Here is a 20,900-nt window from a genome sequence, read left to right as displayed (position 1 = left end):
AGGGAGTGACGACGGGATGCGGATTATTCGGCAGAGTGCGCCGGTTCTGCGGGTCGGTCCGGACAGGTAGACACTGAGCATGCCCAGCAGCGTCCGCATCGGGGTCGACACCGGAGGCACGTTCACCGACGTGGTCCTCGTCGACGAGGAGACCGGTCAGATCATCACGACCAAGACCCCATCGACTCCTGCCGATCCCGCAGAGGGGTTCATGGCAGCCGTGCACAAGGTGCTGGAGGCCCACGGCGGCGCCTTACCCCCCGGCGGCGACACCGGCCCCGACATCGACCTCGGCGTGGTGTCTGCGATCGTGCACGGCACGACCGTGGCCACCAACCAGCTCCTGGAGGACCGCGGCACCGCCGACCTCGGGTTCGTCACCACCGAGGGCTTCGAGTTCATCCTGGAGATCGCCAGGCAGAGCGTGCCGGACGGCTACGGCAACTCCTACTTCTGGGTGAAACCGCCGAGGATCGTCCCGGCGCACCGGGTCAAGACGGTGGGCGGACGGCTCGACCACCTCGGCCGGGAGGTCCGGCCGTTCGACGAGGCGCAGGCCGTGGAGGTGGCCCGCTGGTTCAGGGACCGCGGCGTCACCGCGATCGGGGTGTGCTTCCTGCACTCGTACGCCGACCCGTCGCACGAGCGGCGGATGCGCGAGGTGCTGGAGCGGGAGCACCCCGACGCCGTCGTGTCGCTGTCGAGTGACGTCCTGCGGGAGTACCGGGAGTACGAGCGTTCGGTCACCACACTGGTCGACGCGGCCGTCAAGCCGATCATGCGGCGGTACATCGCCAACCTGTCGCAGCGGCTCGGCCGCGGGTTCTCGGTCATGAAGAGCAACGGGGGCGTGCTGTCCGCGGCCGAGGTCGTGCACCAGCCGATCACCACGGTCCTGTCCGGCCCGGCGGCCGGCGCACTCGGCGCGGCACTGATCGCCGGCGTCGGCGGCCATTCCGGTGCCATCACGCTCGACGGCGGCGGCACCTCCACCGACGTCGCGGTGATCGTCGACGGTGAGCCGTCCCTCACCACGGAGGGCACCATCGGCCGCTACCCGTGCAAGATCCCCATGATCGACATCGTGACGGTGGGGGCCGGCGGCGGCTCGATCGCCTGGGTCTCGCCAGAGGGGACGCTCAAGGTCGGGCCGCGATCGGCCGGCGCCGACCCCGGCCCGATCTGCTACGGCAAGGGCGGCACCGAGGTCACCGTCACCGACGCCCACGTCTACCTCGGGCGGGTGCCCCCGCACCTGCTCGGTGGCGAGATCTCCCTCGACGTCGCGGCCGCCCGCTCCGGAATCGAGGCGCTGGCCGGCAAACTCGGCCTGACCCCCGAGCGCTGCGCCACCGGCATCCTGGAGATCAGCGCGTTCAACCAGTCGAACGCCATCCGCCAGATAACCGTCAAGCGCGGCCTCGACGTACGGGACTTCCCGATGGTCGCCTTCGGCGGATCCGGGCCGCTGCTGGCCTGCTCGCTGATCGACATCCTCGGGCTGCGCGCCGCGATTGTCCCGCCCGACCCCGGCAACGTCTCGGCGTTCGGCCTGCTCACCGTCGACGTGAAGAACGACTACGTCCGTACGCAGGTGTCCCGCGACCCCGCGCCCGAGTCCCTGCGGGAGATCTTCGCCGAGTTGGAGGCCGAGGCCGCCGCCGCGCTCACCCGTGAGGGCTTCGCCGACCACGTGTACGCGCGCACCGCCGACCTGCGTTACTTCGGTCAGGCGTACGAGGTGCGGGTGGCCGCCCCCGACGGCCCGGTGGACGAGGCGTGGCTCGCCGCCGTCACCGAGCGGTTCCACGCCGAGCACGAGCGGCTCTACGGGTACGGCTACCGCGACGATCCGCGGCACGCCGTCGAATGGGTCAACCTCCGGGTGTCCGGCATCGGCCCGATCACGCGTCCCACGATCGCGAGGCGGCCGCGCCAGGAGGACGAGCCGAGCCCGGTGAGCACCCGCGACGTGTTCTACGAGCAGTGGGGGCGCACGGTCATCTACCGCCGTGCCGATCTCGGCGCCGGCGCCGTGGTGCGCGGTCCGGCCGTCATCGAGGAGTACGGCTCCACCCTTCCGGTGCATCCCGGATTCACGGCGACCATGGACGACTTCGGCAACCTGCTGGTGGTGAGTGATAGTTGAACGGCACTGCCGACCCCATCCTCGTGGAGATCGTCGAGGGCACCCTCGCCTCCGTCGAGATGGAGGTGGAGACCGCCATCGCGCGGACCGCCAGGTCGCCGATGATCCGCGACGCGCACGACTTCCGCGCGGGCATCCACGACGTACGGCTGCGCAAGCTGACCGGCCGGTCCTACTCGGCGCTGGTGCAGCCGATCGTGCGGGACTTCCCGATCGAGACGATGCGGCCGGGCGACGTCTTCTTCCACAATGACGTCTACCTGTCCGAGGGCGGCATCGGACACCTGCCCGACCTGTGCGTCACCGTGCCGGTGTTCCACGCCGGCGAGGTCGTGGCGTTCGTCCAGGCGTTCGGTCACCACGACGACATCGGCGGAGCCGTACCGGGATCGATGCCCTCGCACGCGCGCAGCGCCTTCGAGGAGGGCCTCATGGTCCCCCCGATCAAGCTGTGGGACGGGGGAGTGCCCAACCGCGCCGCGCTGACGATCATGACGCGTAACTCCCGGATGCCCGACTCGCTCGCCGGCGACCTCGACGCGGAGTGCTCGGCCTGCCTCATGGGGGCGCGCCGGCTCGGCGAGCTGTTCGACCGGTACGGCAGGCAGGCCGTCGAGAGCTGCTTCGACGCGATCATCTCGAAGACGACCGAGACCTTCCGCCGCGAGCTGCTGGCGAAGATCCCCGAGGGCGTGCACGTCTGGGAGGACTACGCCGAACACGACGGCGTGGACGAGCCGCGGCTGCACATCCAGCGGATCACGCTGACCGTCGACCATGCCGCAGAAGCACCGCTGACCATCGACTTCACCGGCACCTCACCCCAGGCCAAGGGGCCGATCAACCACGCGGGCGACTACGCCGACGGGGTCTTCCTGAAGAAGTGGCTCGCCCCGATCCTGCGCAACCTCGCCGACACTCCGGAGCGGATGGCCGAGCTGGACGTCAACGAGGGCGTCGTGCCGCTCATCAAGATGGTCTTCCCGGAGAAGGGCACGCTGCTCACGCCGATCTTCCCGGCGCCGACCAACGCCCGCACGTTCGTCATCCTGCGGCTGCTGGGCGTGCTGGCCGGGGTGCTGGCCAAGGCGACCGGCGGCCGGATGCCCGCGGACCAGGAGACCATCCGCTACACCGGCGTGTACGGAGACTCCGACGACGGTCCGTACCTCATGCGCGAGGTGCTCGGCGGCGGCTCGGGCGGCCGGTGGTACGCCGACGGGGAGGACACGATCCACGTCGTGCCGGACTCGCGGAACATCCCCGTCGAGTTCGCCGAGGCCCGCTGGCCGCTGCGGGTCGAACGCCTGGGGCTGGCCGTCGACAGCGGCGGGCCGGGTGAGTTCCGGGGCGGCCTCGGCTATGACAAGCACATCCGCATGCTGCGCGACGCGTCGTTCATGTCGATCGCGGACCGGTCGATCCTGTCCTGCTGGGGTGTGAACGGCGGCCGGGCCGGGCGACCCTTCGTCGTCACCGTCGACGGGGTGGAGATGGAGGGCCTGGTCGACGACTTCCCGGTCAAGGCGGGAGAGATCGTCAGGGTCCGCACCACCGGGGGCGGCGGCTGGGGCTCGCCGTACGACCGCCCGGCCGAACGGGTCGCGGCCGACGTGCGCGACGGCAAGGTCTCGTATGAAGGCGCCCGGGACGACTACGGCGTCGTGCTGTCGGGCCCGCGGGACGACCTGCGGATCGACGCCGAGGCGACCGAGCTGCTGCGGGCTGAGCTGCGCACCGCCGTGCCGGAGGACACCCCGTTCTTCGACCGCGGCCCCGGCTACCCCCGCCTGTCCGGCGGCCTCCCCTACGCCGAGGTGGACACGGTCTGACCCGCCCGAGCGACGGAAGGGCGACGTCACTCCTCGGTGAACAGGATCACATTGCTGTCGGCCCGCAGCTTGGATTCCTGTCCCTCCGGGTACCGGACGATGAAGATCGGAACGCCCTCGGGTATGCCGAGGGCGCGGCGTTCATCGGGCGAGGGCATCCGAGCTGCGATCTCCGTCCCCTTCCGGCATCGCACGGTGACCGCCTCCTGTGGATCCGTGACGAACGACCCCTGCCCCTGGATGGTCTGGATGAGGCCCTCGGCACGGAGTAACGCGATCGCCCTTCGCGCCGTTTCCCGAGCCACACCGTGACGCTGGACCAGGTCGGACTCCGAGGGGATGCGCTGCCCCGGCGCGAGATCGCCCGACTCGATCAGTGCCCGGACCCCTCCGGCGAGTTGTTTGTATGCCGGAATGTCGCTGTACGGATCGATCGTCACACATTATGTCTAGACGTGGCCTCGTCCGGTCAACGGCATGGCTACGTCTAGACGTAACCATGTCTAGATGTGTATCTTTGGGTGGCCGATTGAACGGCAGACCTCCGGCGCCTGGTTTCCCTGCGTCCATGACACCTTCACGAAAGATTCCGCATGCTCGACGACGCGATCAGCGACACTCCGCGCATCAGACTGGTGGAGAGGGCCGGGTTCCCGGCCACGCCCGAGGCCGTGAGCGGGGCCCGGCGATGGCTGCGAAAGGTTCTGGACGACCACCCCAGCCGAGACGACGCCGTACTGCTGCTGTCGGAGACCTTCACCAACTCGGTGCGCCATACCCGATCCGCCGCGGTCGGCGTCGTGGTCATCCTCGACGCAGGCGGCTGTGTGCAGGTCGAAGTCGTCGACGAGGGGGCGAAGACGCCTCCGTGCGTGCGCGGGCACCACCCCGGCGACCTTCCCGAGTCCGGTCACGGTCTCCACCTGGTGCGTACCTTCTCCAGCCGCTGGGGCTTCTTCGAGGAGCGTCCACGGTGCGTCGTCTGGTTTGTCCTCGAGCCTCCGGTGCACACGCCGTAGCCAGGAATCGGAGGCAGGGCTCGAGCGGAATCGCTCGTACGCCCCACCGGGGCTGATCGCCTCCACGATGCGGCATCCCGGGGTTACCTTGGTGATCTGGGGAGTCCGGCGTGTGAAGGGGGCGACAGCGCGTGGGATCCATGCCGCCGGGAACAGGGCCGCTTTCACCGGACTTCTCCGGAATCACCCCTGAACTGATGAGCCGGTTCGTCGGAGAGTTGGAGCACGCCCGGCAGGTGATCGGGGAGCACACCGAGGCGATCGGCCGGGTGTTCGCCGCACACGGGGTTCCGGCGGCGTCGCTCGCTGCCGTCCGCGAGGTGGAGCGGTGGATCGACGACCGGCTACCGGAACTCCGCAGACGTCATTCGCTGGCGGTGCACACGGCCCGTTTGCCGGGCTGGTCGCCCAGTGGGGTGGCCGGGCTCGGCGGGTCGGCAGGCCTGGTGCCGTACGAGGAGAAGCGGCTGCTGTCCGCGGAGGAGGCCCGGCGACAGGGCCGGAAGCTGGCAGAGTCCTGTGCGGAGATCGACGGTTTCTGGGACCTGCACGGTAACGAGGAATACCGGAAGATCGTCGCGAAGCTCGCCGAGCACGAGCACGATCCGGAGTTCGCCGCGGCCTTCTTCGCGGGATTGGGTGCGCGCCGGACTCTGGAGCTTCCCGGCCGGCTGCGGCGGTGGTTGGGGGAGGGAGAGGACGCGGCGGTCGCGACCGTCAGCCGCGCCTTCGGTACAGCGGTCAGCGGCGGTGCGGACGTCGTCGGCTTCGCAGCCGTACGCGAGGCCATGGAGCGCCCGGCCGAGGACGAACCGGAGGGGGTCGGCGACCTGCTGTCGGCGGGGCGTTTTCCCACCGAGTGGCTGGCCCAGGTCGTCGCCCTGCGCGCGTTCCCGCCGCTGTACGCAACGGTGACCGCCGGGCCTCCGCGGGTCGGGGTATCGCTCGCGCCGTACCTCGAAGCGCTGGGCAATGATCCCGCCGCGGCCCGGTTGGCGATCAGCATGGTGACCCGGGACAGCCCGCTGCCGCGGCTGCCCGACCTGGGCAGCACCGTGACCCGGATTCCGGATCAGCGGCCCGACCTGGTGACCTTCCTGAAGGTGCTGAACGGCCGGGCCGCGGTGGACGCTGCCTCGGCCGACGCTTTCGGACGGATGCTGGCGGCGGCCGCCGGCGCCTACGACGAGAATGACGGCGCACACAGCGAGGCCGCCGCGCGATTCGCGTTCACGGTCATGACACGGACCTTCGAATTCGACTTCGCGGCGCCGACACGCGTCCGCCTCGCCGAGATCGCGGGATCGTACGCCACCGAGATGACCGAGGGGGCCGATCTCGGCGACGACGACCAACTGCTGCCCAGCGAGTTCGGTGCCGTGGATTCGCGGCTGCCGGGACTGAAACCGGCGTTCCGGTTGAGCCCGGAGGACACCTATCGTTTCATCAGGACCTTCGCCGGTTCGCCCGCGAGCCTGCGCCCGTTCGAGGCGGCCATGGGCGATCTCGCCCGTCGTCTGATCGACCAGGGTGCGCCCGCTGTGCTGAAGAACGGGGACCCAAAACAGTTGGACGATGTATTCGCGGCGTTGGGCAACGTCCGCGGCTTCGAGTTGGCCGCCGCCGAGGCATTGGGGCGGCCGATCGACCAAGACGCCGATGACGCCGGTGACGCGTGGAGCGTCGGAGTCGGCACCGCCCTGGGTGTCGCCGGGCTCGCCATTCCCGGGATGGGTGGTGCCATGTTCTGGACCGCCCTGAGTTCCGGGTGGTCCGCTTATGACACTTACAAAGACGAGCCGCCGCCCAAGGTGGAGGAGATCCGTCGCACCGATGAGAAGGAGACGCTCGGCCGTCAGCACGCCATCGCTCAAGCGCTGATGGATGCCGGGTTCCCCGCCAAGGTCACACCTCGCGACTATCAGGCCGCCTGCCCACCGGGGGTGGCCATTGCCGATGCCGACGGCCGCCTCCGTCCCTTCGAAGACATCGCCAAATCCGGCGACACCGGCCTGCGCGCCCTCGACCAATGGTTCATAACCAACGGCCTCGGCGGGCGTGATAAGAATTCATTCGGGGATATGACAAGATTCTGGGCGGATCGTTTTGATGGACGTAAGGATGAAGCGCGAGCTCGCGTGCTTCAATATAGTAGTTGACTTCAGTCAGTTGAGAGGCATTTAGTCTCCCCGCTTACGACATATTTCCCATTGGTGGGCGCACTGAGTGTGAGGATTGTCTGAGAACTTTCACTCTGGACCGTTATCGGATCACCTGGGTGATCTGCAAAGGAGGTGATCCGGTACGGCGCGACGCGTTTCAATGCTCCTAATAGGGCATCCACAAGGGCATCGGGCCGTCTATCCGGTAGGTCGCTTCCGGTGGCCCCAAAGGTTTGTTTCACCCTGCCGTCGGCGCAGGGGATGTTTTTGCCGCCAGGGTCGGTGATCGTGATATTTTGGGCGTTTCGTTCTTTTAGTAGCTGAAGGATGTGCTTTTTGAGAGTCTGTCCGGCTTGAGCTGCTGTGGGGGTTTCGTTCGATGTGCATCCGCTTGCTGCGACTAGGGTCAGGGTGACGACAGCGATGATGTGGAGCCGTGCACGATTGGGCATGCCGGGCATCGCCCTCGCCTCCATGTCTGGCCGGAACCGTCTCCAGCCCACATAATCGCAAGAAGAAGCGCCGCGCCACCCTGTCATTCACGTCTCGTTCGACACTTTCGCAACAGCAGGAGTCCGGACAGTGCCTCTCGATGACGATCGTGTGCCCAATCCGAGGTACCAGGACCTGCGGGCCGCGCTCGCGGCCGTTCAGGAACACGCCCAGATGCTGGAGACGGCTCTGGACCGGGCATGCGCGCAGTTCGGCGGGCAACCGGTGTGGGTGGGACAGACCGCTCGCGGCTTCGGCGAGGAACTGAGCGGCCGCAGGGCACGGGTCAAGACGGCCGTACAGCACCTACTCACCGAACTCGAAGCCGAGCTCCGCGCCACGCCCGACAAGGTTTCCCGGGCGGCCCTCTCCGGTCTGGGCGGCTGGGCATGATCTCGCGGTAGACCGGCTGAGCCGGTTTCCGGCCTGCTACGGGCCGAGGTCATGAATGGGTGGCCGGAGGATGAGCCGCGCGCCTCCGGCGGCCGGCTCCTCGGCCTCCAGCGTGCCGCTGTGCCCGTGCGCGATATGGCGGGCGATCGCCAGGCCGAGGCCGGTCCCTCCCCGATCGCGGCTGCGGGCCGCGTCCACCCTGGTGACAGCCCCGAAAATCCGCTCCCCGCTCGGATTCGGGAATTCCGGCGCCGTCGTCGCTGACCGACAGCTCAGCGAGAGTCCGATGTCGCCTCACCACGACCTCCACGCTCCGCCTCGCGGACCAGGAGAAACGGGAGGGTCGAGATCGGCCACGTGCCCTTGGGCATCGTCGAAGAGGCCGGCCGGGCCGGGCGGCGGTCGAGCGTGATGGGAGCAGGATGATTCCACCGGCGTAAGTGGCGGGACGGGCATGAGGCGAGGGGCGATGACGGTGGCGGATGATGTGCCGACGAGCGAATCGGGTGGTCCGGAGGACCTCGAGCAGGCCGCGACGATCTTCGCGGGCTTACGGCCGCGCCTGTTCGGCATCGCGTACCGGATGCTGGGCAGCTTCACCGAGGCCGAGGACCTGGTGCAGGAGGTCTGGCTGCGTTGGCAGAACTACGAGCGCGGCACGGTGGTCAACCCGGCCGCGTTCCTGGCCACGGCGATCACACGGCTGGCCATCAACGCCGTTCAGTCCGCACGTGTCCGCCGCGAGACCTATGTCGGCCCGTGGCTTCCCGAACCCGTCGACACCGGCGCCGATCCGCACCTCGGCGCCGAGCGGGACGAAGCGCTGGGATTCGCGGTCTTGCTTCTCCTGGAGAGGCTTTCGCCCAACGAACGCGCGGCATACGTGCTGCGGGAGGCGTTCGACTATCCGTACCGGCAGATCGCCGAGATCATCCAGCTCAGCGAGGCGGCCGTCCGGCAACTGGTCAGCAGGGCGCGCAAACACGTGCGCACCGGACGCCGCGCGCCGGTGACCGGAGCCGAACAACGCAGGCTGCTGACGGCCTTCGTCGCCGCGGCCCGCTCCGGAGACCTGGCCGCGCTGGAGGAACTCCTCGCCGCCGACGTGACCAGTTACTCCGATGGCGGCGGCGCCGTCCGGGCCTCTCGCATCCCCGTGGTGGGCGCGCTCCGGGTGGCGAGGTACGTCAGGGCGTTCGCGGCCCATTTCTGGGTCGGGGTCGAGGTGAAGTGGGGGAGCGCGAACGGACAGGCATGCGCTCTGCTCTGCCGTGACGGCGTGGTGTTCACGGTGCTCACGGTCGACGCCTCAGCCGAGGGCATCGACCGGGTGCTGTGGATGATGAACCCCGACAAGATCATGGCGGTGTCCGCCGTGGGCTGAGCGCCGTCCATGCCGCCTCAGACGGTCGGGTCCGATGCTGGACCCCTCCGTCATCGGATTGTGATGAATCGACGGCACAGTGTAACCATCCCTGTCATGCTTGGAGCACCAACCCGGCCGGGCGAGAAGGGGGCGGAGATGACCGCGCGGCACTACTGCGCCAGGACCCAGGACGGCTACCACCTCGACGATCCCTCGCATGTGGCGCTCGTCGTGTTGATCGACGAGCTGAACCATGTGGACAACACGTTCATGACCGTCCAGCCCGACGGGGCGGGCGCCGGCTGGCGCGCATCGGTGTCGCTGCGGCGGGACGAGACCTACGAGATCGTCTTCCAGGACGATTCGGGGAGGGCCCGTGAGGCCGTCACCCTCACCGCCTCCGACGCGGTCGCGAACACGCTGTCCCGGTGGCTGGCCGCCCGCGTCCCCGATGTGACCCGCTGATCGAACCGCGAGGGGGATTGACCGCGGCGACCGTGGGTAACGGTATCCGGATAAGCCGGTAAAACCGCCGGCGTACGGGGGGGTGACGACACAGATGCCGTCGATTATGGAGCGGATCAGGAACTACCTGAACAGCCAGGCGGGCCGTCAGCACCGCGACAAGGCCAGGACGATGACCCGCGACCCGCACACGAGGCAGCGCCTGCGCCATTTCGTGGACCAGTGGCGGGGGCAGCGGCACCGGCACTGAGCCGGAGACCTGAGGGAAGGCAGCGCGGACGTCCATATCCGGCCAAAAACGCTGGGGGTTCCTTGGCACACCGCGGGAGTGTCGATCCCGCAGGTGACCTGGCAGGCTGTGGCATGAAGACCGAAACCGGTTCTTCGTGGCGCAACACCTGGAGGCTGAACCGTGCAGGGACCCCTCAGCGGCATCGTCGTTCTGGATCTGTCTCGTGCCCTGGCCGGACCCCACGGGGCGCAGATGCTCGGCGACCTGGGCGCTCACGTGATCAAGGTGGAGCATCCTTCGGGGGACGAGTCGCGGGGATGGGGACCGCCGTTCGTCGGCCCTGATCAGAATATTTCCACCTATTTCCTGGCGGCCAACCGCAACAAGCGGTCCATCACGGTCGACATGAAGTCCGACGAGGGTCGCCGGCTCATCGAACGGCTGGTACGGCACAGCGATGTGCTGATCGAGAACTTCCGCACCGGCGTGCTGGACCGCCTGGGCCTGCCGGTCGGTCGGCTGCACGAGCTGAACCCGCGCCTGGTGATCTTGTCGATCACCGGGTTCGGGCATGACGGCCCCGAGGGCGGCCGGCCGGGGTACGACCAGATCGCCCAGGGGGAGGCCGGCCTGATGTCGCTGACCGGACCGTCGCCGGAGGAGCCGTACCGCGTCGGCGCCTCGATCGCCGACCTGCTGGCCGGCATCCACGGCGCGTACGGCGTGGTCGCCGCGCTGTACGAACGCGAGCGGACGGGGCGTGGCCGGGTCGTCCGGACGTCCCTGCTGGCCTCGGTGGTCGGGGTGCACTCCTACCACGGCACGGCCTGGACGGTCGGCGGCAAGGTGCCCGGCGCCGGCGGCAACCATCACGTGTCGATCGCGCCGTACGGAGCCTTCCGCTGCGCGGACGGAATGATCCAGATCGCGGTCGCGAACGAGGGCCAGTGGCGCAAGGTGGCCGAGCTCCTGGACATCGATCCCGAAGTCACGAAATATGCGACGAATAGGGATAGGTTCGCGCATCGGGACGAGCTGATCGCGGACATCGAGAAGGCGCTGGCGGCGCACGGCCGGGCGCACTGGCTGGCCGCGCTCGGCGAGCTGGGCGTGCCGGCCGGCGCGATCCGGTCCATCGACGAGGTCTACGCCTGGGACCAGGTCCGCTCCCAGGGCCTGCTGGTGACCGTCGACCATCCGGTCCTCGGCCCGATCGAGCTGCCCGGCCCGCCGCTGCGCTTCGAGACACCGGACGACGCCCGGGCCGATGTCCCGCACTCCCACACACCGCCTCCGGCGCTCGGCCAGGACAACGACGCCGTGCTCGACTGGCTGCGCGAGCGCGAGCAGGCGGCGGAGGGACGCCAGGAGTGAACCGGTCAGAGCAGACGAACCGCCAGGAACGTGCGAAGCGGCCGGACGCCCGCACGTTGATCTCCCGTGTCCTCGACCCAGGTTCGTGGCGGTCGTGGGACGAGCCGCTCGTGGAGCGGGCCGCCCCCGGCACGCCGTACGCCGATGACCTGGCGGCGGCCAGGGCCAGGAGCGGATATGACGAATCGGTGATCACGGGGGAGGGGACGCTGGCCGGTCGCCGGGTCGCGATCATGGCCTGCGAGTTCTCCTTTCTGGCCGGCTCGATCGGGGTGGCGGCGGCCGAGCGCCTGGTCAGGGCCGTGGAGCGGGCGACCGCCGAGCGGCTGCCGCTGCTCGCGGCCCCCGCCAGCGGCGGCACCAGAATGCAGGAGGGCGCCCTCGCCTTCGTCCAGATGGTGAAGATCACGGCAGCCGTGGCCGCCCATCGTGCCGCCGGCCTGCCGTACGTCGTCTATTTGCGCCACCCGACCACCGGCGGGGTGTTCGCCTCGTGGGGCTCGCTCGGTCACGTCACGGCGGCCGAGCCCGGCGCGCTGATCGGCTTCCTGGGGCCGAGGGTGTTCGAGGCGTTGTACGGCTACCCGTTCCCGGAGGGCGTGCAGGTGGCGGAGAACCTGTTCGCCAACGGCCTGGTGGACGCCGTGGTGTCGGCCGAGGACGTCCGCGAGGTCGCCATCCGCGCTCTCGCCGTGCTGTCCGCGCCCACCGACGGCCTGGACCGTGACATCGACAGGGGGCCGGAACCGGAGGAGGCGGACGCCGACGTGCCGGCCTGGGAGGCGATCACCCGCTCGCGCGACGCCGACCGGCCGGGGGTGCGGGCCCTGCTCAAGCTGGCCGCCCACGACGTCACCCCGCTGCACGGCACCGGGACCGGCGAGGAGGACCCCGGCCTGCTGCTCGCACTCGCCCGGTTCGGCACGGCCCCGGCCGTCGTGCTCGGTCAGGACTGGGGGCGCCAGCGGGCGGCGGGCCCGCTCGGCCCGGCCGGGCTACGGGTCGCCCGGCGCGGGATGCGTCTCGCCGCCGAACTGGGGCTCCCGCTGGTGACGGTCATCGACACGCCGGGCGCGGCCCTGTCGAAGGCGGCCGAGGAGGGCGGCCTGGCCGCCGAGATCGCCCGCTCACTGGCCGACCTCGTCATGCTCGAAGCGCCCACCGTGTGTCTTCTGCTCGGGGAGGGCGCGGGCGGCGCGGCGCTGGCCCTGCTGCCCGCCGACCGGGTCGTCTGCGCGCAGCACGGCTGGCTGTCCCCGCTCCCGCCCGAGGGCGCCTCGGCGATCATGCATCGGACCGTCGACTTCGCCCCGCGGATCGCCGAGGCCCAGGGCGTACGGGCGACCGACCTCAAACGGGACGGCATCGTCGACCGGATCGTCCCGGAGTGTCCGGACGCCTCGGTCGAACCGGAGGAGTTCTGCCGCCGCGTGGCAAGGACGCTCGAATACGAGATCATCGGTCTGCTGGGGCGGACCGCGAGCGAACGCCTCGCCGCCCGGTTCGCCCGCTACCGGTCGCTCGGCTCCGCCTGACCGTCCGCTTCTCCGTCGCCCGAGTCCCGGCCGCCCGGCTGCTCGGCGCCGGTGGTCGGGACGGGCACCCGCTCGACGCGGATCGCGTGGACCTCCTCGCGCGGCACCACGACCTCATAGGCGCCGTGGTCGACGAGCCAGTAGCCGATGGTCTCCGCCCTCGTGCCACTGTGCCCGAGGTAGGCGATGTGCAGGCCGCCCTCCTCGTCCGTGCCGTCGCCGTCGTCCTCGTCCAGCACCAGGCACGGCTCGCCGCCGAACGCGCCGACCGTGCGCAGCAGGGTCAGTGACTCCAGATCGGACCGGCGCACCCGGAGCCGCCAGTAGCTCCCGGCCCGGGTGAAGCCGTCCTGCGCCGACTCGCTGAACAGCACCACGTCGTCGCCGCCGGGTCCGATGGCAGCGGCGAAGCTCCGGTTCCGGTAGCCGGCGACGAAGCCCAGCCCGACGGGCTCGATCCGTTCCGTCTCGCTCATCACGCGGGCCGCCAGGTGAGTCCGTCGTAGTCGGCGAACCGGCGTTCCCCGGCGCCGGTCAGGTGCACGATCTCGGCCCCGGCCGGGATCGGCATGGGCATCGTGTGGAACTGCGGCACCACATGCTCGCGCGAGGTGGTGAACCCGTTGCCCGTGAACGGCGGTGCATCGCTCCAATCCCCGCCCATGTGCTCGCCGTACGGCACGACGTAGGTGTCGATGTCCCGCGCTTCCCACCGCATGATGTACAACTCGGGCACCTCCGGGGTCAGCTCCGAACCGTCGAAGCCCAGGTCGAGGGCCTCGACGAGGGCGGCCGGGGTGGTGAGGCGCGCGCAGTCCTGCTCGCGGTAGACGTACCCCGAGATGATCGTCCGCCGGCCCGACAGGTACGGCACGAGCAGCCGCGGCGGGATCACCTTCAGCATCCGGGACCGGCCTTCTGGCTCACTCATGGGGCCAAGTTTACGATCTGTGGAGCCGCCGGTGGTCCAGTGACGGAAGGGTCGAGCGCACGCTCACGGTGACGGCGGGGTCGATCTCCCCGGTCAGTACGGCGTGGCCGGGGCCGAGGTCGTGACGTACGACCCCCATCGGGTCGACCAGCATGCTGCGGCCCACGCCGAAGCCGTCCCTGGCCGAGGGGGTGGGCGCCTGGCCGACCGCGATCGTCCACATGGTGTTCTCGATGGCCCTGGCCTTGACCAGGGTGATCCAGTGCTCCTCCTTCATCGGCCCGCTGCCCCAGGCGGCGATGACGGCGAACGTGTCGGCCCCCCGGTCGACCAGGGCGCGGGCCAGCTCGGGGAAGCGCACGTCATAGCAGGTGATCAGGCCGATCCGCAGCCCGGCCAGCTCGACCACGGCGGGGACGTCCCCGGGGGCGACCACGTCGGACTCGCGGGCGCCGAACGAGTCGAACAGGTGGATCTTCCGGTAGGCCGCGGCGAGCCCGCCGTCGGCGTCGAGGGCCACGGTCGTGTTGAACACCCTGCCGTCCGCCGACGGCTCGAAGACACCCGCGATGACCGCGATGCCGTGCTCGCGGGCCGCCTCGGCGAGCCCGGACACGAACGGCCCGTCCAGCGGCTCTGCGGTCTCGGTCACGCCCCGGCCGAACCGGGTCAGCGTCGCCTCGGGGAACACCGCGAGCTCGGCGCCCTGTTCGGCGGCGCGGGTGAGGGCGTCGCGGGCGGTCTCGAGGTTCGTCTTCGGTTCGTGGACGACCGGGATCTGGCAGAGGGATACACGCGTCACACCCACAGTGTGCCGGTCGGTCGGTGCCGCCCGCTACGCTGGCCCGCGTGAGCGAGCCGCTGGTAAGACGGATGCGCGAGTTCGGCACGACCGTCTTCGCGACGATGACGAAGCTGGCCGTGGAGACCGGGTCGATCAACCTCGGCCAGGGGTTCCCGGACACCGACGGCCCCGCGCGGATGCTGGAGCACGCCGTCGCGGCCGTCCGCGACGGGTTCAACCAGTACCCGCCCGGCCCCGGCGTCCCCGAGCTGCGCCAGGCGGTCGCCGACCATCGCAAGAAGTGGTACGGCCTGGCCTACGACCCCGACGGCGAGGTGCTGGTCACGGTCGGGGCGACCGAGGCCATCGCCGCCGCCGTCCTCGCCCTGTGCGAGCCGGGGGACGAGGTCGTCGTCTTCGAGCCCTACTACGACTCCTACGCCGCCGCCGTCGCGCTCGCCGGGGCCGTACGCCGTCCCGTGACGCTGCGGGTGGACGCCGGGCGGTTCACGTTCGACCCGGCCGAGCTGGCGGCCGCGATCGGCCCGCGGACCAGGGCGATCCTGGTCAACTCACCGCACAATCCGACCGGAACCGTGTTCAACCGGCAGGAGCTGGAGGCGATCGCCGAGGTCTGCCGGGAGCGTGACCTGATCGCGATCAGCGACGAGGTCTACGAGCACCTGACCTTCGACGGCGTCGAGCACGTCCCGCTGGCCACGCTGCCGGGCATGCGCGAGCGGACCGTCATGATCTCGTCGGCGGGCAAGTCGTTCAGCGTGACCGGCTGGAAGACCGGCTGGATCTGCGCCCCGGCGCCCCTGGTGGGCGCCGTGCAGGCGGTCAAGCAGTTCCTCACCTTCACCGCCGCGGCTCCCTGGCAGCTCGCGGTCGCGTACGGCCTGCGCGAGGAGATGGACTGGGTGGCCGGGCTGCGGGCCGACCTGCAGGCCAAGCGCGACCGGTTGATCACGGGACTGGAATCGGCCGGATTCGGGGTGCTCCGTCCGTCGGGCACCTATTTCGTGCAGACCGACATCCGGCCGCTCGGCTTCGACGACGGGCTGGAGCTGGCCCGGCGGCTGCCCGAGCTCGCCGGGGTCGTGGCCATCCCCACCCAGGCCTTCTACGATCACGCCGCCCGGGGCAGGCACTTCCTCCGGTTCGCGTTCTGCAAGAGGGACGAGATCATCGACGAGGCCGTCACCCGCCTGCGCCGCCTCGGCAGCTGATCTACTTTGTAAAGGCGCTCTCGGGCCGGTGAGCCGTACGGGCGGCGTCCTCCCCGGTTATCCGTACGGGCAGGTCCTCCTCTCGAATGGCCAGGCGGATCGCGGCAGCGAGTTCGCCGTACTCGTCGCCGCGCGGCGAGGTGGCGCGGTAGGCGAGGCCGATCCGGCGGCCGGGCGGCCGATCGAAGCGACGCAGCGCGATCCCGAACGGCGTTCCGGTCTCCGCGTGGGCCGCCAGCTCGGGGATGAGCGTCACGCCGAGACCGCCCGAGACGAGCTGGATCAGGGTCGGCAGGCTGGTCGCGTAGGTCGTCATCGTGGTTCGCACGCCCACCTCCCGGCACACGTCTATGGCCTGTTCGCGCAGGCAGTGCCCCTGGTTGAGGAGCACGATGTCCAGCCCCTGCAGGACGTCGCGGCACAGCGGCGCGTCGTCCCCGGCCAGGGGGTGATCACAGGGCAGCGCGAGGAGGAAGTCCTCGTCGTAGACGGGTTCCTCGGCGAGGCCGGTGACGTCCGTGGGCAGTGCGAGCACGGCCACGTCCAGCCGGCCCTCGCGCACCTCCGCCAGCAGGGTCTCGGTCTTGGCCTCCTGGACGATCAGCTTCATGCGGGGGAACCGCCCGGCGAACATCGGCAGCAGCAGCGGCAGCAGGTAGGGTGCCACGGTCGGGATGACGCCGAGGTGGATCGGCCCGCTGAACGGCTCGCGCGTCCGTGCGACATCGGCGACGAGGTCGTCGACGTTCGCGAGGACCCGTGCCGCGTGGGCGCTCACCCGCCTTCCCGCCGGCGTGAGCAGGACCTTCCTGGTGGTCCGCTCCAGCAGCCGGGTCTGCAGGATCTCCTCCAGCGTGGCGACCGCGCTGGACAGCGCGGGCTGGCTCATGCGGAGGGCCGCCGCGGCCTCCCTGAAGTGCAGATGCTCGGCCACGGCCAAGAACGCGCGCAGCTGGGCTAAGGTCGGGAGCGGCTCACTGATAGGGATCACCTCTCAGATTGGTCCAACTGCTTGATTTCTCGGATCAATGGTAGGTCGGGCAATCTGAAGGGGACAAATCCGAAGATTTGGTCCGGGCGGAACGCCCGGAGGAGGGGGGATTCATATGTTGACCGTGGGTGACCGGTTCCCCGAGTACGAGCTCACCGCCTGCGTCTCGCTCGACCCGGACAAGGCGTTCGAGACGATCGACCACAAGACCTACGAGGGCAAGTGGCGCGTCGTCTTCAGCTGGCCGAAGGACTTCACGTTCATCTGTCCGACGGAGATCGCCGAGTTCGGCCGGTTGAACGAGGAGTTCGCCGACCGCGACGCCCAGGTGCTCGGCTTCTCGGTCGACTCCGAGTTCGTCCACTACGCCTGGCGCAAGGACCACCCCGACCTGCGCGACCTGCCCTTCCCCATGCTCTCCGACATCAAGCGCGAGCTGTCGACGGATCTGGGCATCCTCGGTGAGGACGGCGTCGCCCAGCGGGCCACCTTCATCGTCGACCCCAACAACGAGATCCAGTTCGCGATGGTCACGGCCGGCTCGGTGGGCCGGAACGTGAAGGAGGTCCTGCGGGTCCTCGACGCCCTCCAGAGCGACGAGCTGTGCCCCTGCAACTGGAACAAGGGTGAGGAGACGCTCGACGCCAAGAAGCTGATGGCGGGCGTCTGATGTCGATCGACAACCTCAAGAGCGCCCTCCCGGGTTACGCCAAGGACATCAAGCTCAACCTGGGATCGCTCGTCACCACGTCGTCGCTGAGCGAGCAGCAGCTGTGGGGGACGCTGCTCGCCACGGCGATCGCGACGAAGTCCCCGCGGGTGATCGCCGAGGTGTCGGGCGAGGCGGCCGACCACCTGTCGGCCGAGGCCTTCACGGCGGCCAAGGCCGCGGCGAGCATCATGGCGATGAACAACGTCTACTACCGATCGACCCACCTGATCGGCGACGAGACGTACGCCACGATGCCGGCCAAGCTGCGGATGACCGTCATCGGCAACCCGGGCGTGGACAAGCTCGACTTCGAGCTGTGGAGCCTCGCCGTCAGCGCGATCGGCGGCTGCGGCAAGTGCCTGGAGTCCCACGAGAAGGTCGTCCGCTCCGCAGGCCTGTCCCGTGAGCAGGTCCAGGAGGCCATCAAGATCGGCGCCGTCGTCAACGCGGTCGCCACGACCCTCGAGGCCGAGGCCGCCCTCACCGCGGTCTGACCTTCAGCCACCTCAACAACAGCGGGGGCGCCCCACCCGGGCGCCCCTTGCTTGATGTATCGAGCAGTGAGTCAACAGGCGGTCACGGAATGCGAGCGCGGACTGAGATCGACTTTCTGGGCCCCTCCGCGATCCTTGAGTGCCGGTGACGTGCCGTTAGCGCTTGTATCCCCGACCGGTGAGCCGGCTCTTATCGTGTCGGTGGGTGCTGCGAGCGTGACGGAATGATCGCGACTCCTGACGACTACTCCTGGTTCTCCCGTGAGCGCTTCCCCGGCCTGGCGGATGCCTACTGCTTTACCTACGTCCGCGGCCTGACGCCCGAGGAACTTGTGACCCGGCTCGGCGGGCGGGTTGAAGACTGCTCTCGCGTGACGCTTGATGAGCTGATCCAGTGGCGAACCTTCGGTGCGAGTCTGCCGCCCGATCTACGCGTACGACATCGCCGATGGCGACCTTGGTGAATCTTGCCCAGGGACGGGGACCGTGTGGGCGATTGTCGCCCATGCAGGCATGTTGCGGTCTGGATAGTTTGCCCGATGTGGGCGGACGTGTACTGATCGCGCTGGGTGGCAACGCCATGACGGCTTCCGACGGGAGCGCGACACCGGCGGATCAGTGGCATGCCGTCCGGGGCGCGATGACGAGTGTCTCCGCGCTCATGGCGGCCGGTCATGAGGTCGTGCTCACTCACGGGAACGGGCCACAGGTCGGCAATCTGATCCTGAAGAATCAGCTTGCCGCCCACATGGTGCCGCCGGTTCCGCTGGACTGGTGCGTGGCGCAGACGCAGGGCACTATCGGCAACCTGATCGTGACGGCCCTCGAGCAGGCGTTGGAAGAGACGCAGGCGTCGGCGCGGGCGCCGGAACGGACGACAGCGTCCGGGCCGGCCCGGGTCGCCGCGGTCGTGACCAGGACCCTGGTCGACGCGGACGACCCCGCGTTCCACCATCCGACCAAGCCCATCGGGCGCTACTTCGACGAGGACGAGGCCCGGCGCCTCGAGGAGCAGGGGCAGACCTGGCGGCGCGGGGAGCGCGGCCTGCGACGGGTGGTCGCCTCCCCGGATCCCGTAGAGGTGCTGGACGCCCCGGCCGCCATCGCGCTGATGGAGGCGGGCTACACGGTCGTCGCCGCGGGCGGCGGGGGAGTGCCGGTCGTCCGCGACCCCGACGGGACGCTGCGCGGCGTCGAGGCGGTCATCGACAAGGATCTCGCGGCCGCCGTGCTGGCCCGGGCCGTACGGGCGAGCGATCTGGTGATCGCGACCGATGTGCCGCACGCGGTCGTCGGGTTCGGCACCCCGGACGCCGAGCCCATCGGGGCGGTGACCGTGGGCGAGCTGCGCGAACTGCAGGCCTCCGGGCACTTCGCCGGCGGCAGCATGGGCCCGAAGGTCGAGGCCGCGCTGCGGTTCGTCGAGCAGGGCGGGGAACGTGCCGTTATCACCTCGCTGGAACACATCGGCGAGGCCCTATCAGGAAATATCGGGACAAGGGTATCCAGAGGGGTGGAGGAATAGATGCCGGATCCGATCGAGGTACGGAAAGTCGCCATCGAGAGCGTCACCGACGCTTCGGGGCTCGCGCGGCTCATCGACGACGGGGTGATCGAGGCCGACCGCGTGCTGGCGGTGATCGGCAAGACCGAGGGCAACGGCGGCGTCAACGACTACACCCGGATCCTGGCCGACCGCGCCTTCCGCGAGGTGCTCATCGCCAAGGGCACCCGCACCCCCGAAGAGGTGGCCCAGGTGCCGCTCGTCTGGTCCGGCGGCACGGACGGCGCGCTCAGCCCGCACGCGACGATCTTCGCGACCGTCGACCCGGCCGAGGCCGTACGGACCGACGAGCCGCGCCTGAGCGTCGGCGTGGCGATGAGCGAGGTCCTCCTGCCCGAGGACATCGGCAGGCCCGCGATGGTGGAGAAGGTCGCCGCCGGGGTGCGGGAGGCCATGAAGATCGCGGGGATCGACGACCCGGCCGACGTGCACTACGTGCAGACCAAGACGCCGCTGCTCACGCTCGCCACGATCACCGACGCGAAGGAGCGCGGCCAGACGGTCGTCACCGAGGACACGCTCAAGTCGATGGACATCTCCAACTCCACCACCGCCCTCGGCATCGCCGTCGCGCTCGGGGAGATCGAGATGCCGACGGCCGAGCAGATCCACAGCGACCTGTCGCTCTACTCGTCGGTCGCCTCGTGCTCCAGCGGCGTGGAGCTCGACCGCGCGCAGATCGTGGTGGTCGGCAACGTGCGCGGCATCGGCGGGCGCTACCGCGCCGGGCACTCGGTCATGAAGGACGCCCTCGACACCGACGGCCTCTGGGAGGCCATCCGCAGCGCCGGCATCGAGCTGCCCGAGCGTCCGCACCCGAGCGACCTCGGCGGCCGGCTGGTCAACCTGTTCCTGAAGTGCGAGGCGGACCCCTCCGGGCGGGTGCGCGGCCGGCGCAACATCATGCTCGACGACTCCGACGTGCACTGGCATCGGCAGATCAAGGCCACCGTCGGCGGTGTCGTGGCGAGCGTGACCGGCGACCCCGCGGTGTTCGTCTCGGTGGCGGCCGTCCATCAGGGCCCCTCCGGCGGCGGCCCGGTCATCGCCATCGCCGACCTCGGCTGACGCCGCTCCCGGGTCGTGGCCGCCGGACCGGCCACGACCCCGGAGCTCGTACGGCTCCGCGCCGCGCGGCATCGCCGTACCGAGATCGCATGTCGTGCGGTCGGA

The 20,900-nt window shown here is 69.8% G+C and carries 23 protein-coding genes; 16 read left to right on the top strand and 7 right to left on the bottom strand.

Annotated features, from left to right (window positions below; all coding sequences use genetic code 11):
* Nucleotides 1-79 precede the first annotated feature (79 nt).
* The gene (locus tag AP234_RS19725; RefSeq protein ID WP_055481160.1) at nucleotides 80-2,149 is read left to right on the top strand and encodes a hydantoinase/oxoprolinase family protein; all 2,070 of its coding nucleotides are present in this window, start codon (nucleotides 80-82) and stop codon (nucleotides 2,147-2,149) included.
* Nucleotides 2,146-3,981: a hydantoinase B/oxoprolinase family protein gene (locus AP234_RS19720; protein WP_055481159.1), complete on the top strand. Its 1,836-nt coding sequence runs from the start codon at nucleotides 2,146-2,148 to the stop codon at nucleotides 3,979-3,981. Before AP234_RS19725 ends, AP234_RS19720 begins: the two co-directional genes overlap by 4 nt.
* Nucleotides 3,982-4,007: 26 nt before the next feature.
* On the opposite strand, the gene AP234_RS19715 is transcribed toward AP234_RS19720, so the two are convergent.
* On the bottom strand, nucleotides 4,008-4,421 hold the full coding sequence (locus AP234_RS19715) for a GntR family transcriptional regulator (RefSeq protein WP_055481158.1): 414 nt from the start codon (nucleotides 4,419-4,421) through the stop codon (nucleotides 4,008-4,010).
* A gap of 153 nt (nucleotides 4,422-4,574) precedes the next feature.
* On the opposite strand from AP234_RS19715, the gene AP234_RS19710 reads away from it, so the two are divergent.
* Nucleotides 4,575-5,000 carry an ATP-binding protein gene (locus AP234_RS19710; RefSeq protein WP_055481157.1) on the top strand — a complete coding sequence of 142 codons (426 nt, stop codon included), beginning with the start codon at nucleotides 4,575-4,577 and terminating at the stop codon, nucleotides 4,998-5,000.
* Between the two features lie 218 nt (nucleotides 5,001-5,218).
* Nucleotides 5,219-7,159 carry a hypothetical protein gene (locus AP234_RS19705; RefSeq protein ID WP_152990521.1) on the top strand — a complete coding sequence of 647 codons (1,941 nt, stop codon included), beginning with the start codon at nucleotides 5,219-5,221 and terminating at the stop codon, nucleotides 7,157-7,159.
* A 2-nt stretch (nucleotides 7,160-7,161) separates the two neighbouring features.
* Here AP234_RS19705 and AP234_RS36415 read toward each other — a convergent pair whose 3' ends face one another.
* Entirely contained in the window at nucleotides 7,162-7,623 is a 462-nt protein-coding gene (locus AP234_RS36415; protein ID WP_152990520.1) for a hypothetical protein, read from the bottom strand.
* Between the two features lie 142 nt (nucleotides 7,624-7,765).
* On the opposite strand from AP234_RS36415, the gene AP234_RS19700 reads away from it, so the two are divergent.
* On the top strand, nucleotides 7,766-8,047 hold the full coding sequence (locus tag AP234_RS19700) for a hypothetical protein (protein ID WP_160330473.1): 282 nt from the start codon (nucleotides 7,766-7,768) through the stop codon (nucleotides 8,045-8,047).
* 36 nt (nucleotides 8,048-8,083) lie between these two features.
* On the opposite strand, the gene AP234_RS38740 is transcribed toward AP234_RS19700, so the two are convergent.
* A complete protein-coding gene (locus AP234_RS38740; protein WP_431998869.1) occupies nucleotides 8,084-8,323 on the bottom strand; it encodes an ATP-binding protein in 240 nt (79 codons plus the stop codon).
* Between the two features lie 193 nt (nucleotides 8,324-8,516).
* Between AP234_RS38740 and AP234_RS19695 the strand changes: the two genes are divergently transcribed.
* The 5 genes from AP234_RS19695 to AP234_RS19680 all read left to right on the top strand — a co-directional run bounded on the left by AP234_RS19695 (nucleotide 8,517) and on the right by AP234_RS19680 (nucleotide 13,019).
* Nucleotides 8,517-9,431, top strand: coding sequence for an RNA polymerase sigma-70 factor (locus AP234_RS19695; RefSeq protein ID WP_055481154.1), 915 nt, complete (start codon nucleotides 8,517-8,519; stop codon nucleotides 9,429-9,431).
* A gap of 96 nt (nucleotides 9,432-9,527) precedes the next feature.
* The gene (locus AP234_RS19690) at nucleotides 9,528-9,878 is read left to right on the top strand and encodes a hypothetical protein (protein WP_152990519.1); all 351 of its coding nucleotides are present in this window, start codon (nucleotides 9,528-9,530) and stop codon (nucleotides 9,876-9,878) included.
* Between the two features lie 94 nt (nucleotides 9,879-9,972).
* Nucleotides 9,973-10,128, top strand: a complete 156-nt coding sequence (locus AP234_RS37345; protein WP_160330472.1) for a hypothetical protein — start codon at nucleotides 9,973-9,975, stop codon at nucleotides 10,126-10,128.
* A 162-nt stretch (nucleotides 10,129-10,290) separates the two neighbouring features.
* A complete protein-coding gene (locus AP234_RS19685; protein ID WP_055481152.1) occupies nucleotides 10,291-11,484 on the top strand; it encodes a CaiB/BaiF CoA transferase family protein in 1,194 nt (397 codons plus the stop codon).
* Entirely contained in the window at nucleotides 11,481-13,019 is a 1,539-nt protein-coding gene (locus AP234_RS19680; RefSeq protein ID WP_055481151.1) for a carboxyl transferase domain-containing protein, read from the top strand. Before AP234_RS19685 ends, AP234_RS19680 begins: the two co-directional genes overlap by 4 nt.
* Here AP234_RS19680 and AP234_RS19675 read toward each other — a convergent pair.
* The 3 genes from AP234_RS19675 to AP234_RS19665 are packed head-to-tail and all read right to left on the bottom strand — an operon-like array spanning nucleotide 12,995 to nucleotide 14,752.
* Nucleotides 12,995-13,495 carry a hypothetical protein gene (locus AP234_RS19675; RefSeq protein ID WP_055481150.1) on the bottom strand — a complete coding sequence of 167 codons (501 nt, stop codon included), beginning with the start codon at nucleotides 13,493-13,495 and terminating at the stop codon, nucleotides 12,995-12,997. The genes AP234_RS19680 and AP234_RS19675 overlap by 25 nt on opposite strands.
* A complete protein-coding gene (locus AP234_RS19670; protein ID WP_055481149.1) occupies nucleotides 13,495-13,950 on the bottom strand; it encodes a hypothetical protein in 456 nt (151 codons plus the stop codon). Before AP234_RS19670 ends, AP234_RS19675 begins: the two co-directional genes overlap by 1 nt.
* 10 nt (nucleotides 13,951-13,960) lie before the next feature.
* Nucleotides 13,961-14,752 (bottom strand): carbon-nitrogen hydrolase family protein, encoded by a 792-nt coding sequence (locus AP234_RS19665; RefSeq protein WP_055481148.1) that lies wholly within the window; start codon nucleotides 14,750-14,752, stop codon nucleotides 13,961-13,963.
* 47 nt (nucleotides 14,753-14,799) lie between these two features.
* On the opposite strand from AP234_RS19665, the gene AP234_RS19660 reads away from it, so the two are divergent.
* Nucleotides 14,800-15,966, top strand: a complete 1,167-nt coding sequence (locus AP234_RS19660; RefSeq protein WP_083502270.1) for a pyridoxal phosphate-dependent aminotransferase — start codon at nucleotides 14,800-14,802, stop codon at nucleotides 15,964-15,966.
* Between the two features lies 1 nt (nucleotide 15,967).
* Here AP234_RS19660 and AP234_RS19655 read toward each other — a convergent pair whose 3' ends face one another.
* On the bottom strand, nucleotides 15,968-16,957 hold the full coding sequence (locus AP234_RS19655; RefSeq protein ID WP_062416427.1) for a LysR substrate-binding domain-containing protein: 990 nt from the start codon (nucleotides 16,955-16,957) through the stop codon (nucleotides 15,968-15,970).
* A gap of 115 nt (nucleotides 16,958-17,072) precedes the next feature.
* Between AP234_RS19655 and AP234_RS19650 the strand changes: the two genes are divergently transcribed.
* The 5 genes from AP234_RS19650 to AP234_RS19635 all read left to right on the top strand — a co-directional run bounded on the left by AP234_RS19650 (nucleotide 17,073) and on the right by AP234_RS19635 (nucleotide 20,795).
* Nucleotides 17,073-17,627 (top strand): peroxiredoxin, encoded by a 555-nt coding sequence (locus AP234_RS19650; protein WP_055481146.1) that lies wholly within the window; start codon nucleotides 17,073-17,075, stop codon nucleotides 17,625-17,627.
* Nucleotides 17,627-18,163 (top strand): carboxymuconolactone decarboxylase family protein, encoded by a 537-nt coding sequence (locus AP234_RS19645; RefSeq protein ID WP_055481145.1) that lies wholly within the window; start codon nucleotides 17,627-17,629, stop codon nucleotides 18,161-18,163. Before AP234_RS19650 ends, AP234_RS19645 begins: the two co-directional genes overlap by 1 nt.
* A gap of 224 nt (nucleotides 18,164-18,387) precedes the next feature.
* A complete protein-coding gene (locus tag AP234_RS35135; RefSeq protein WP_235558261.1) occupies nucleotides 18,388-18,627 on the top strand; it encodes a DUF6461 domain-containing protein in 240 nt (79 codons plus the stop codon).
* Nucleotides 18,628-18,704: 77 nt separating this feature from the next.
* The gene (locus tag AP234_RS19640; protein ID WP_235558260.1) at nucleotides 18,705-19,688 is read left to right on the top strand and encodes a carbamate kinase; all 984 of its coding nucleotides are present in this window, start codon (nucleotides 18,705-18,707) and stop codon (nucleotides 19,686-19,688) included.
* Nucleotides 19,689-20,795 (top strand): ring-opening amidohydrolase, encoded by a 1,107-nt coding sequence (locus tag AP234_RS19635; RefSeq protein ID WP_055481143.1) that lies wholly within the window; start codon nucleotides 19,689-19,691, stop codon nucleotides 20,793-20,795.
* Nucleotides 20,796-20,900 lie beyond the last annotated feature (105 nt).

This window comes from Sphaerimonospora mesophila (genome assembly GCF_001417795.1).
In the GTDB taxonomy this organism is placed as follows: domain Bacteria; phylum Actinomycetota; class Actinomycetes; order Streptosporangiales; family Streptosporangiaceae; genus Sphaerimonospora; species Sphaerimonospora mesophila.
The sequence above is the reverse complement of the archived record's forward strand: the minus strand, read 5'-3'. Positions and strand labels throughout refer to the sequence as shown.

Coding starts and splice junctions, on each gene's coding strand:
- AP234_RS19725 (WP_055481160.1), top strand. CDS start 80: ATGCCCAGCAGCGTCCGCATCGGGGTCGACACCGGAGGCACGTTCACC.
- AP234_RS19710 (WP_055481157.1), top strand. CDS start 4,575: ATGCTCGACGACGCGATCAGCGACACTCCGCGCATCAGACTGGTGGAG.
- AP234_RS36415 (WP_152990520.1), bottom strand. CDS start 7,623: ATGCCCGGCATGCCCAATCGTGCACGGCTCCACATCATCGCTGTCGTC.
- AP234_RS19695 (WP_055481154.1), top strand. CDS start 8,517: ATGACGGTGGCGGATGATGTGCCGACGAGCGAATCGGGTGGTCCGGAG.
- AP234_RS19690 (WP_152990519.1), top strand. CDS start 9,528: ATGCTTGGAGCACCAACCCGGCCGGGCGAGAAGGGGGCGGAGATGACC.
- AP234_RS37345 (WP_160330472.1), top strand. CDS start 9,973: ATGCCGTCGATTATGGAGCGGATCAGGAACTACCTGAACAGCCAGGCG.
- AP234_RS19675 (WP_055481150.1), bottom strand. CDS start 13,495: ATGAGCGAGACGGAACGGATCGAGCCCGTCGGGCTGGGCTTCGTCGCC.
- AP234_RS19670 (WP_055481149.1), bottom strand. CDS start 13,950: ATGAGTGAGCCAGAAGGCCGGTCCCGGATGCTGAAGGTGATCCCGCCG.
- AP234_RS19650 (WP_055481146.1), top strand. CDS start 17,073: ATGTTGACCGTGGGTGACCGGTTCCCCGAGTACGAGCTCACCGCCTGC.
- AP234_RS19645 (WP_055481145.1), top strand. CDS start 17,627: ATGTCGATCGACAACCTCAAGAGCGCCCTCCCGGGTTACGCCAAGGAC.
- AP234_RS35135 (WP_235558261.1), top strand. CDS start 18,388: ATGATCGCGACTCCTGACGACTACTCCTGGTTCTCCCGTGAGCGCTTC.
- AP234_RS19635 (WP_055481143.1), top strand. CDS start 19,689: ATGCCGGATCCGATCGAGGTACGGAAAGTCGCCATCGAGAGCGTCACC.